The following is a 10,812-nucleotide window of genomic DNA, read 5'->3' on the forward strand; positions in this document are numbered from 1 at the left end:
CGCCGGATGGGACCCGGCCGGGTACGGCTGCGGCGGCGCGGCCATCGTGGCGCCCGTGGACGGTGCCGCGGGCGCGGGCGTCTCCCCGGCCGCGATCTGCCTGGCCGTGTCGCTCATGGCCTTGGCGGTCGGGAAGCGCCGCGCCGGGTCCTTGGACAGCGCCCGCTCCACCAGCGCGCGCACCGGTGCGGGAACCTCGGCAGGCAGCGGCGGCGGCGCCTCGCGGATGTGCTTGAGCGCGATGGTCACCGCGCTGTCACCGTCGAACGGCCGCTGCCCCACCAGGCACTCGTAGGCCACCACGCCCAGGGCGTAGATGTCGACGGCGGGCGTCACCGGAGCACCCTCGGCCTGCTCGGGCGCGCAGTAGGCCGCGGTGCCGAGCACCATGCCCGCGTCGGTGAGCCGGTTGGCCAGGTCGGAGCGGGCGATGCCGAAGTCGGTCAGCACGAGCGTGCCGTCACGCTGCACGAGCAGGTTGCCCGGCTTCACGTCGCGGTGCACGATCCCCTGCTCGTGCACCGCCTGCAGGGCGGCCGCCGCCTGCGCGATGAGCTCCATGGCGGGCTCAGGCGCGATCCTGCCCAGCCGCGCGAGTAACTTGTCGAGCGCTTCCCCGTCGACGAACTTCATCACCAGATAGACGGTGTCGCCGCTCACGCCGTAGTCGTAGACGTCGACCACGCCAGGGTGGTTGACGGTGGCCATCGCCCTGGCCTCGCCCTGGAAGCGCGCGACGAACCCCGGATCGTCCACGCGGCCCGGGAGCAGCACCTTGACGGCGACGGTGCGGGCCAACACGATGTCCTCGCCGCGCCACACCTCGCCCATGCCACCGGCGCCGATGCGGGTGTCCAGGCGATAGCGCCCCGCCAGCGTCGTCCCTTGGGCTACCATGACTCCCCCGTTACCCCCCTACCTCGGCTACCTCTTGCACCCCAGAGCTCTCCAACAAAGCGGACGCGTGTCGCGGCGAGGTAACGCCGAGGTCACGGAATCTTGAGAGTGTACGGCTCGCCCGTCCCACACGCCACTTGAACCGCCAAAAGCCGTACAAACCCTATCCTGGGGCCAAGCGCCCGCACCTGTCCGGGGTTTCAGGAGATCAGGGTGCCGTGCTCCACGCAGCGTGCCGACCAGCCGGTCGGGGTCACCTGCACGACGAGCCGCCGGCGACAGGTCGCACAGTAGCGCGGCGGCTCCAGCTCGCGAGCGGCCAGGCACGACGCGTGGTCGCCGTCGCCCATCGGCCGGCCGCAGTGATCGCAGTAGGCTTGCGTCATGACGCTCGCTCCCGGTCTCCGCTCACAACTCCTCATCATGGTCGAGCGGGAGGATACAGCGCAGAAGGTCGGCAGCGGCGACGTCCCCGTTCTCGCCACCCCTCGGCTCCTCGCGATCGCCGAGATGGCCACCGTCGAGGCCACGCGCGCGCACCTGGCCCCCGGCGAGACGTCGGTCGGCACCAGGGCCGAGCTCGAGCACCTCGCCGCCAGCCCGATCGGCACGCACGTCGAAGTGGACACCGAGCTGACCGAGGTCGACGGCAGGCGGCTGGTCTTCGCCTGGGAGGCCCGCGACAGGCACACGCTCGTCGGCCGCGGCACGATCGAGCGCGTGGTGGTCGACCGCGCCAGGTTCGTCGAGCGCGCTACTCGATGACGGCGATCAGGTCGCCCTCCTGGATCACGTCGCCCTCGCTCACCTTGAGCTGAGCCACCACGCCGTCGTCCTCGGCGAGCACCGGGATCTCCATCTTCATCGACTCGAGGATGACCAGCGTGTCGCCGTCGGAGACGGTGTCGCCCTCCTGGACGACGACCTTCCACACGTTCGCCACCATCTCGGCACGTACTTCAGCCACCGCGACTCCCCTTCTTCCAAGGATCCAACAATGCCATGCGCGCCGGGCACGCGCACGGAGTCAGCCGCGCGGGCTGCGCATCCGCCCGACGAGCCCCGTGTCGTAGTCGCCGGAGGCGAAGCCCGGCTCGTCCAGCAGCTCCGCGCAGAACGGCAGGTTGTTCTTCGGCCCCTCGACGGTGAAGCCGGCGACCGCCTTGCGGGCCCGCGCCAGCGCCTCGTCGCGGGTCTCGCCATGGACGCACAGCTTGGCCATGAGCGGATCGTAGAAGGGCGTGACCGTGTTGCCCGCCTCGTAGCCCGAGTCCACGCGGATCCCGTCGCCCGCGGGCTCCTCCCAGGCGGTGATCTTGCCGGGGCCGGGGAAGAAGCGCTTGGGGTCCTCGGCGTACACGCGGAACTCGATGGCGTGGCCGCTGACACGCGGCGTCACCTCGGGCGTCTCCCCGGCCGCAACCCGCAGCTGCAGCTCGACCAGGTCGAGCCCGGTGACGAGCTCGGTGACCGGGTGCTCGACCTGGAGCCGGGTGTTCATCTCCAGGAAGACGAAGTCCTGCTCGTCGGCGTCGACCAGGCACTCCACGGTGCCCGCGCCCAGGTAGCCGACCGCCTCACCGGCCCGCACGGCGGCGGCCAGCATGCGCTCGCGCAGCTCGGGCGTGATGCCGGGGGACGGCGACTCCTCGACCACCTTCTGGTGGCGGCGCTGCACCGAGCAGTCGCGCTCGCCCAGCGCCACGACGGTGCCGTCGGGCAGGCCGAGGATCTGCACCTCGACATGGCGGGCCCGCTCGATGTAGCGCTCCAGCAGGATCGCGGGCCCGGCGAGCGGGGCGCCCTCGCCGCCGGCCGCCGCGGAGGCGAACCTCGCCGCGGCCCTGGCGGCCTGCTCGAACGCCTTGGCCAGGCTCTCGTCGTCGTGGGCGACGCTCATCCCGATGCCACCGCCGCCGCCCGCGGTCTTGACCATGACCGGGTAGCCGATCTCCTCGGCGGCCTTGAGCGCCAGGTCGAGGTCGGTGACGGGCTCGCGGGTGCCGGCGGCCACCGGCACGCCCGCCTGCTCCATCAGGTTCCTGGCGTTGATCTTGTCGCCCATGCGGTCGATGGCGTCCGGCGCGGGGCCGATCCAGACCATCCCCGCGTCGATCACGGCCTGGGCGAACGCGGCGTTCTCGGCGAGGAAGCCGTAGCCGGGGTGGACCGCCCGCGCACCGGTCGCGCGGGCGGCCTCCAGCACCTTGGTCACGTCGAGGTAGCTCTGCGCGGGGTTGGCGGGGCCGAGGAGCACCGCCTCGTCGGCCTCGCGCACGAACGGCAGGTCGGCGTCGGCCTCGGAGTGGACGGCGATGGCGCGCAGGCCCATCCGCTTGACCGTGCGGATGATCCGCCGCGCGATCTCCCCTCGGTTGGCGACCAGAACGGGTCCGAGCGTCTCAGTAAGCACGCCGCCAACACTACGGCCGCGGAGCGCCGCAGCCCTTTCCCCCTAAACCACCGATCCGGACAGCCCGATCTGTAGGAATCCCACAATTGTGAACGGTTGGAAACGCGCCAGAAGCCCGCCAAGCCGTCCAGCTTCTACAGGAGTCACCCTGATCACAGGCGGTTGACGACATGCAGGCGGTCGACCACGCGCGCCGCCGCCTCGATGACGGCGAGGTCGTAGGCCGTGCCGGCGGCCAGGCGGAGCCGTTCGAGCGCGGCCCCGGCGCGATCGCGGTCGGACGAGCCGCCCACCAGATCGTCGTAGGCGTTGGCGACCTTGATGATGCGGCTCGACAGCGGCGGGTCCTCGCCGATCGGGTCGCACTGGTGGCGGACCACGTCGGCCACCCGGTCGAGCACGCCTGTCTGTTTGATCACCGCGGCGCCCAGCTCGGCGATGCGGCGGGCCTGCTGCGGGTCGGTGAGCACGGTCGCCCCGCCCGGGATGGGGTCGCGCAGCGAGAGCTGCCCGATGTCGTGCATGAGCGCGGCGTACTCCAGCTCCAGCAGCTCCGGCTCGGCCATGCCCAGCTCCCTGCCGACCGCCACGGCCAGGCGGCTCACCCGGCGTGAGTGGCCGGGCTCGACGTAGCCGCCGACCTCGGTGACCCGTGACAGGGCGCGCACGGTCTGCAGGTAGGTGGCGCGGATCCCGGCGTACTTGCGGAAGGCGACCTGGGTGACCAGCAGCGGCGCGGCGAACACCAGCAGGGCCACCAGGTCCATGCTGTGCGTGGCCAGCGCCAGCAGCACGCCCGACGCGGCCACCGCGGCGCCCAGCGGGAAGGCCATGTTGAGCTCGTCGCGCACCGCCACCCTGAACGCCGTGCGCATCTGTTCGGCCCGGAGCATCGCGGCGACCAGCACGTCGATGATCAGCGCGAGCGTGGTCAGCACGACCATCACCGCGAGCGCCGGCCACCAGGTGCGGGTGGGGTCGCGGGTGAGCTGGTGAAGCGGGTCGGCGAGCGGGCGGAAGGCGAACGCCAGCAGGGCCCCGGTCAGCAGGCGGCGGGCCATCGCGTCGAGGCGCGGCGGGCGGCCGACCGCCAGGTGGGGCAGCGCCCCCGCGATCATCCCGACCGCGATCACCGCCACGACCTGGAGCGCGGAGTGGTGGAGCTGGTGCTGGCTGAGGTCGAGCAGCAACGTGTAGCCGAGCGCGGCGGCGGCCCCGATGGGCGCGACCTCCCTGTTGCCCGGCATGGTGAGCCTGGCCAGCTCGCCCACCGCGATCAGCGCGCCGAACCCGACCGCGATCTCGGGGTGGTCGAGCCCGGTGGCGGCCGTGTGCGCGACACCGGCGACCGCGACTAACCCCGCGCCGCAGATGAGCAGCAACTGCCCGGAGTCGAGCCCCTGGAAGGCGCGCGTCACGGCCCGCTCACCACTTCGATCGGCATGGTCGGATCGTCGTGGTCCTTGATGGGCGTCTCGTCGGCCTCGGGCGGCGGCGGATCGACGCGGCGGGGCGACTCCCACGGCTCGCGTTCGAGCGCCTTGGCGAAGGCCGTCACCATGACCGGGTCGAACTGCGTGCCCGCGTTCTTGTGCAGCTCCCGAACGGCCACCTCGACGGGCCGCGCCCCCCGGTAGGAGCGGTCGGAGGTCATCGAGTCGAACGCGTCGGCCACCGCGATGATCCGGGCGAACTCGGGGATCTCGTCACCGGCCAGGCCCATCGGGTAGCCCTTGCCGTCGTGGCGCTCGTGATGGTGCATGATCCCGGCGTAGGCCTCGTCGAGGAAGTCGATGCCCCGCACGATCTCCAGCCCGCGCATCGGGTGGAGCTGGATCGCGGCGAACTCCTCCTCGGTGAGCGGCCCCTCCTTCTGCAGCACCTTGGTCGGCACCCCCAGCTTGCCCACGTCGTGCAGCATGCCCGCGTAGCCGATGGCCCGCAGCCGCTCACGGCCCATGCCGATCTCCTCGGCGATCATGGTGGACGCCTTGGAGACGCGGGTGCAGTGGCCCCTGGTGTAGTAGTCCTTCGTCTCCACGGCCTGGCACAGGGCCGCGATCGTGGCGTCGTACGAGCGCTGCTGCGCGTGATACTGGCCGAACGCCCACCGCGCGACGAACAGCGGCAGCAGCACGAGCACCGCCGAGATCGACTGCACGGTGGCCCACAACCCGGCCACCAGCAGCCCGAACGTGCCGTATCCCAGATAGGACAGCAGGAACTGGACCATGCCCCGCATCGGCACCTCCATGGCCCCCACCCCGGTGGCCAGGCGGATCATGGTCAGCGTGAGCACGATGTTCAGCGGCACGAAGACGGCGGTCGCGGCGGCGTACGGGCCGATGAGGTCGTCGAAGGCGTTGACCCCCGGCACACCGGTCCTGCCGCCCAGGTGGAGGTAGACCCAGCCGGCCGCGTAGCCGCAGATCGCGAACTGCGCGCCGTTGAACAGCCGCTTGACCAGCGGCAGCCCGGGCCGCACGCTCAGCACCGCCGTGAACCCCACGAGCGCCGTGCCCTCGGGGCCGATCAGCACCACGGCGGCCAGCGCGGCCGAGAAGCTGACGGACACCGCGAACTGCTCGACGTTCAGCAGCGTCGGCATCGACTCGCACACCAGGAACAGCAGCACGAGCACCAGCAGCGTGCCGACCCGCTCCGGAGCCAGCAGCCCCGCGTGGGCGGACAGGCCGTGCCAGATGAGCAGCGCCGCCGCGCCGATGACGGCGAGCAGGTAGACCTTCGCAGGCCACGACAGATCACGCATTGCGGCCCCTCACGGGTTGGTCAGGTCCAGGACACCCCTGGAGGAACGAGCCCGTCGCCGCCCGTCACCAGCAGCGCGACAGGAGCCATCAGCGCGAGGGCCGTGATCAGTCGGGTGAGCATCTGGCGTGACATCTCGTGCCTCCCCATCGAATCCTGCCGCTCACGCTACAGAAGACCGCGGCTCCGCACCGGCGGAGCCGCGAATCGCAAGCAAAGCGTAATCAAGCCACTACCCGCGGCGACCTCTGGCCCACTCCACGGTCTTCTTCAAGCCGGTCGAGAGGTCGGTGCGCGGCTCCCAGCCGAGACCCTCGACGGCGGGCACCGGGTCGACGGCCATGGCCGGCAGGTCACCCAGGCGGGGCTGGGCGAATCCCGGCTTGTCGGGGCTCCCGGCCGCGTCGGCGATCAGCGAGTGGAGCCGGCGGTCGCTGGTCTGGATGCCGGTGCCGAGGTTGAAGCGCCGCCCGTCGCCCCGGGAGCCGCACGCCCTGACGAAGCCCTCGACCACGTCGTCGACGTGGACGTAGTCGCGGGTCTGGGTGCCGTCGCCGTAGACGACCGTGGGCGTGCCGCCGAGCAGGCCGTCGGTGAAGATGGCCACCACCCCGGCCTCGCCCTCGGGGGACTGGCGCGGGCCGTAGACGTTGGAGAGCACGAGCGTGGTGTATTCGATGCCGTAGAGCGCGCGGAAGGTGGCGAGGTAGGTCTCGCCGCTCAGTTTGGAGGCCGCGTACGGCGAGCGGGGGTCGACCGGGGCGTCACCGGGGACGGGGATCGTGGCGGGCCTGCCGTAGACGGCGACCGAGGAGGCGAACACCACCTTGCGCGTGCCGCCCCGGTGGGCCGCCACGAGCACCGAGGCCGTGCCCTCGACGTTGACCCTCGCGTCGTGCACCGGGTCGGCGACGCTCTTGCGCACGCTGATCTGCGCCGCCAGATGGCAGATGACCTCGGGGCGCACCTCGGCGGTCAGCTCGATCAGCGCGGGGTCGCGCACGTCGAGCACGTGCAGTGCGAACCGGCCGGTGCGACTCGCCGCGGCGAGGTTGTCGCGGTCGCCGGAGGACAGATCGTCGACGGCCACCACGTCATGGCCCTCGGCCAGGAGGCGGTCGACGAGATTGGACCCGATGAAGCCGGCACCCCCGGTGACGAGCACGCGCATGGGGGAATCCTAGTCGGACAGGTCCGTCCTCACCTGCGCGATGCGCGCGAGAACTTTGGACCGGAGGTCACCCGGGAGCGGATCGCACCCGCAATGCTTGGCCACCAGCTGCTTGACGACCTTGTCGAGGTCGTACTCCTTCAGGCATGGACCGCACTCGTCGAGGTGCACGCGGATGTCGACGCAGTCGACCTCCGCGAGCTCACCGTCGAGATAGGCGTAGACCTTGTCCAGCACCTCACGACAGTCGGTTTCGTGCGGGTTTCCACAGCTCATTTGGATCCCTCCGCCGGGACCAGACCACGCTCTCGCGCGTAGTCCTCGAGGAGCGCGCGCAGTTGCCTGCGTCCGCGGTGGAGCCTCGACATCACGGTGCCGATCGGGGTGCCCATGATGTCGGCGATCTCTTTGTACGGGAAGCCTTCGACGTCGGCGAGGTAGACCGCGATCCTGAACTCCTCGGGAAGCGCCGCCAGCGCCTCCTTGATGTCGCCGTCGGGCAGGTGCTCCAGCGCCTCCACCTCCGCCGACTTCAGGCCGGTCGAGGTGTGCGACTCCGCGCGCGCGAGCTGCCAGTCCTCGATCTCCTCGGTGCCGGACTGCTTGGGCTCGCGCTGCTTCTTGCGGTAGCTGTTGATGAAGGTGTTGGTGAGGATGCGGTAGAGCCACGCCTTGAGGTTCGTGCCCTCCTGGAACTGGTGGAACGACGCGAACGCCTTGGCGAACGTCTCCTGGAGCAGGTCCTCCGCGTCGGCGGGATTACGCGTCATCCGGAGCGCCGCCGAGTAGAGCTGCTCGAGGTAAGGCATTGCTTCGCGCTCGAACCGCTCGCTCCGCTGTTCCAGAGTCTCCGCGCCTGTCGCGGGCACCGGACCCACCCCCCTAAGATCACCGGTGACCGAACGTGGCAGGACACCGTACTCAGGGGAGAATACCCGCTCGTCAAGCACCGGCCGGTCACCGGGGAGGGGGTCGAGCAATGTGAGCATGCTCGTCGCAACACGCCCGCGCGCTCGTCTGTTCCCGCAAGATAGAAGGTGACGAACGACCCGGTGCGGGGAAAACCATACGTACCGGCTGGTAGCCATTTTCCGGAACCCAGGAGTCGCGTGTGCTGCCCATTCCGGCCGAGGAACTGAACGGCTCGGGGACGCTCGGACCGTACTGGACCTTCTACCGAGCCGTAGTCGAGGAGCAACTGAGCCGGTGGCTACCCGGCGAACCCTCCGTGGTGCTCGACCTGTCCGGCGGCAGGGGGCGATGGTCCGGCCAGGCCGCCAGGGCGGGGCACCGCGTGATCGAGGTGCTCGACTGGCGGCGCGCCGCCGACACCCAGTCGCGGCTGCACGACGCCGAGCGGGTCCGGCACGTACGCGCCGACGACCTGGCGTTCCTGCCCGACGAGAGTGTGGACGCGGTGCTCGCCGAGGAGCGGGCGATGTCGATCGAGCTGATGGCCGAGTCGGCGATGAGCGACGTGGCGCGGGTGCTGCGGCCGGGCGGGCGGGCGCTGGTGTGCGTCGACTCGCTGGTGCTGGGCATGGCCATCCTGGCCGAGCAGGGGCAGTGGCAGCACCTGCGGCAGACGGGCGAGGTCATGCTCGTGCCGTGGCCCGACGGCGGCATCACGCGCTGCTTCAGCAGCAGCCAGCTGCGCGAGCTGCTCATGGGCGCGGGCCTCGAGGTCGAGTGGCTCCGGCCGCGCACGGTGCTGTCCCCCTCCACCGTCGACCACGTGCTGGCCGCCGGCAGCAGGGCGCTTGCCTGGCTCGTGCGCACCGAGCTGGAGGCGCACCCCGACGACGGCGACACGGTCGGCATCCACCTGGTCGCCAGCGCCCGCAAGACCTGACTTCGGGAGCCGGCCTCTGAGCGGACCGGCTCTGGATGCTAAGGGCCGGCTCTGAATGCGAACGGCGGGCTCTGGATGCTAAGGGCCGGCTCTGAATGCGAACGGCGGGCTCTGGATGTTAAGGGGCTAGCGCCGTCGCTCGCGCTTGCCCTGGCACTGGACGCAGCGCGCGGCCTCGGGCCGGGCTTCGAGCCGGCCCTCGGGCACCGGGTGGCCGCAGTCGACGCACCGGCCGTAGGTGCCTTCATCCAGGCGCTTGAGCGCGTCGAGCACGGCCCGGCGGTGGCTGGTCGCGACGGTCAGCATGGCCTGCGCGCGGTCCGCGTCGCTCAGGTCGGACCCCGCGTCGGCCGCGGAACGGTCGCGGACCGAGACGGGGTCGCCCCGCAGCACTCCGATCGACCGGTCCAGGTCGGCGAGCATCTTCTTCAGTCGCTCACGAGCGGACGTGTCATCCACGAATCCGCACCTCCGGGTAAATGAGGGCAGCCCGCGACGAGGACTCCCCGGATCTCCCGCGCGGCGCTAATGAAGGGGCGATGTATTTGGCGACGTAGCCGACGGTGCGGACGCATCGCTTTTCTCACCGGATGCCCACTTGGCATTGTTTTTACACATTCAGAAAAGTGCGCTTTCCCCCTCCGGGGGCAAAGGTTTGATGAGGTCGGGGCCGTTGTTGCGGACATTGTTCACGTCGGTGGAGACGGGGACGGCCACCAGTCGCCCGCTGTCGGCCGGCACCAGCAGCCGCGAGGCCTCCCCGGTGTCGGTTAGCTTGGGATCCAGCCATTCGGCCCAGCGCTCCGGCTCGATCATCATGGGCATCCGGTCATGGATGCGGCCGAGCTCGTCCTCGGCGTCGGTGGTGATGACGGTGCAGGTCACCAGCCACTTCAACGGGTCGTCGTCCGCGCGCGACGGGTCCTTCCAGAATTCGTACAGGCCCGCCATCGCCAGCAGCCCGCCGTCCTCCGGCCGGATGAAGTAGGGCTGTTTCTTCTTCTTGTCGCCCTCGACCGGCATCCACTCGAAGTAACCGTCCGCGGGCAGCAGGCACCTGCGCTTGGCGAACGCCTGGCGGAACGACGGCTTCTCCGCCACCGTCTCGATCCTGGCGTTGATCATGCGGGCACCGATCGACGGGTCCTTCGCCCAGGCCGGGACCAGGCCCCATTTCACGACCCGCAGTTGCCGCACCGCCCGTTCGGCCTCCTTGGGCACCCGGCTCAGCACGGCGTAGACGTTCTTGGTCGGGGCGACGTTGTAGTCGGGCCCCAGCTCCTTGTCGGGGTCGGCGTCGAGCTCGACCTGGAACTCCTCCAGCAGCTCGTGCTTCTTGCGCGCCGACGCGTATCTACCGCACATGTCCCCACACTGCCACGTACGGCTTTCGCTCGCATGTTTGATTGAGCGTGGATCGCGCGAAACCGCTCGGGGAGGCTGGTCAAGTAGGCTTCGACCATGCCCGCGACCGACCCAGCACCTGTCCCCGACCCCGCAGCCGCCCCTGCGGCCGCGCCCGAGACCGTGCCCAAGACCGCGGCCAAGACCGCGGCCACGACGACGCCCGAGACGGCGCCCGTGCCCGCTCCCCACTGGCCCGCGCCGACCGCCACCGGCCCGGTGAGCGCGTCCGTCACCCTGCCCGGCTCCAAGTCGGTGACCAACCGCGCCCTGGTGCTCGCCGCGCTCGCCGACGGCCCCGGCACC

13 protein-coding genes and 1 pseudogene are annotated in these 10,812 nt (G+C 70.8%); 3 read left to right on the forward strand and 11 right to left on the reverse strand.

The annotated features are described in order from the left end of the window. The coding region (locus DQW85_RS33895; protein ID WP_162795591.1) for a serine/threonine-protein kinase at positions 1 to 897 on the reverse strand (897 nt) is incomplete at its 3' end. Positions 898 to 1,097: 200 nt separating this feature from the next. Beyond that, a complete protein-coding gene (gene bsaP, locus DQW85_RS33900) occupies positions 1,098 to 1,283 on the reverse strand; it encodes a biotin synthase auxiliary protein BsaP (RefSeq protein ID WP_113703844.1) in 186 nt (61 codons plus the stop codon). On the opposite strand from bsaP, the gene DQW85_RS33905 reads away from it, so the two are divergent. Beyond that, positions 1,282 to 1,662: a thioesterase family protein gene (locus tag DQW85_RS33905; RefSeq protein ID WP_113703845.1), complete on the forward strand. Its 381-nt coding sequence runs from the start codon at positions 1,282 to 1,284 to the stop codon at positions 1,660 to 1,662. The two genes, bsaP and DQW85_RS33905, sit on opposite strands and share 2 nt — an antisense overlap. Here DQW85_RS33905 and DQW85_RS47200 read toward each other — a convergent pair. From DQW85_RS47200 to DQW85_RS33940, 7 genes are all read right to left on the reverse strand, one after another. Continuing rightward, positions 1,652 to 1,864 carry a biotin/lipoyl-binding carrier protein gene (locus tag DQW85_RS47200; RefSeq protein WP_162795592.1) on the reverse strand — a complete coding sequence of 71 codons (213 nt, stop codon included), beginning with the start codon at positions 1,862 to 1,864 and terminating at the stop codon, positions 1,652 to 1,654. The genes DQW85_RS33905 and DQW85_RS47200 overlap by 11 nt on opposite strands. Before the next feature lie 60 nt (positions 1,865 to 1,924). Next, positions 1,925 to 3,310: an acetyl-CoA carboxylase biotin carboxylase subunit gene (locus DQW85_RS33915; protein ID WP_113703847.1), complete on the reverse strand. Its 1,386-nt coding sequence runs from the start codon at positions 3,308 to 3,310 to the stop codon at positions 1,925 to 1,927. Positions 3,311 to 3,462: 152 nt separating this feature from the next. Then, positions 3,463 to 4,728, reverse strand: a complete 1,266-nt coding sequence (locus tag DQW85_RS33920) for an HD-GYP domain-containing protein (RefSeq protein ID WP_113703848.1) — start codon at positions 4,726 to 4,728, stop codon at positions 3,463 to 3,465. Then, positions 4,725 to 6,080: an HD-GYP domain-containing protein gene (locus DQW85_RS33925; protein ID WP_113703849.1), complete on the reverse strand. Its 1,356-nt coding sequence runs from the start codon at positions 6,078 to 6,080 to the stop codon at positions 4,725 to 4,727. Before DQW85_RS33925 ends, DQW85_RS33920 begins: the two co-directional genes overlap by 4 nt. A 231-nt stretch (positions 6,081 to 6,311) precedes the next feature. After that, positions 6,312 to 7,250 (reverse strand): NAD-dependent epimerase/dehydratase family protein, encoded by a 939-nt coding sequence (locus tag DQW85_RS33930; protein ID WP_113703850.1) that lies wholly within the window; start codon positions 7,248 to 7,250, stop codon positions 6,312 to 6,314. 9 nt (positions 7,251 to 7,259) lie between these two features. After that, entirely contained in the window at positions 7,260 to 7,526 is a 267-nt protein-coding gene (gene rsrA, locus DQW85_RS33935; RefSeq protein ID WP_113703851.1) for a mycothiol system anti-sigma-R factor, read from the reverse strand. Continuing rightward, positions 7,523 to 8,128 carry a sigma-70 family RNA polymerase sigma factor gene (locus DQW85_RS33940; RefSeq protein ID WP_113703852.1) on the reverse strand — a complete coding sequence of 202 codons (606 nt, stop codon included), beginning with the start codon at positions 8,126 to 8,128 and terminating at the stop codon, positions 7,523 to 7,525. Before DQW85_RS33940 ends, rsrA begins: the two co-directional genes overlap by 4 nt. Positions 8,129 to 8,361: 233 nt before the next feature. Here DQW85_RS33940 and DQW85_RS33945 point away from each other — a divergent pair, with 233 nt between their 5' ends. Further along, a complete protein-coding gene (locus tag DQW85_RS33945; protein ID WP_113703853.1) occupies positions 8,362 to 9,102 on the forward strand; it encodes a class I SAM-dependent methyltransferase in 741 nt (246 codons plus the stop codon). A gap of 126 nt (positions 9,103 to 9,228) precedes the next feature. On the opposite strand, the gene DQW85_RS33950 is transcribed toward DQW85_RS33945, so the two are convergent. Both DQW85_RS33950 and DQW85_RS33955 read right to left on the reverse strand, forming a co-directional pair. After that, positions 9,229 to 9,561, reverse strand: a complete 333-nt coding sequence (locus tag DQW85_RS33950; protein WP_113703854.1) for a TraR/DksA family transcriptional regulator — start codon at positions 9,559 to 9,561, stop codon at positions 9,229 to 9,231. Between the two features lie 159 nt (positions 9,562 to 9,720). Then, entirely contained in the window at positions 9,721 to 10,467 is a 747-nt protein-coding gene (locus tag DQW85_RS33955; protein WP_113703855.1) for an SOS response-associated peptidase, read from the reverse strand. Between the two features lie 96 nt (positions 10,468 to 10,563). Between DQW85_RS33955 and DQW85_RS33960 the strand changes: the two are divergent. Next, positions 10,564 to 10,812 (forward strand): annotated as a pseudogene (locus tag DQW85_RS33960) (hypothetical protein); the annotation flags it as partial.

The organism is Nonomuraea lactucae (assembly GCF_003313395.1).
Taxonomy (GTDB): Bacteria; Actinomycetota; Actinomycetes; order Streptosporangiales; family Streptosporangiaceae; genus Nonomuraea; species Nonomuraea lactucae.

Bases quoted from the DNA above. Each gene is read 5' to 3' on its own strand.
- DQW85_RS33905 (WP_113703845.1), top strand. From the start codon at position 1,282: ATGACGCTCGCTCCCGGTCTCCGCTCACAACTCCTCATCATGGTCGAG.
- bsaP (WP_113703844.1), bottom strand. From the start codon at position 1,283: ATGACGCAAGCCTACTGCGATCACTGCGGCCGGCCGATGGGCGACGGC.
- DQW85_RS33925 (WP_113703849.1), bottom strand. From the start codon at position 6,080: ATGCGTGATCTGTCGTGGCCTGCGAAGGTCTACCTGCTCGCCGTCATC.
- DQW85_RS33930 (WP_113703850.1), bottom strand. From the start codon at position 7,250: ATGCGCGTGCTCGTCACCGGGGGTGCCGGCTTCATCGGGTCCAATCTC.
- rsrA (WP_113703851.1), bottom strand. From the start codon at position 7,526: ATGAGCTGTGGAAACCCGCACGAAACCGACTGTCGTGAGGTGCTGGAC.
- DQW85_RS33955 (WP_113703855.1), bottom strand. From the start codon at position 10,467: ATGTGCGGTAGATACGCGTCGGCGCGCAAGAAGCACGAGCTGCTGGAG.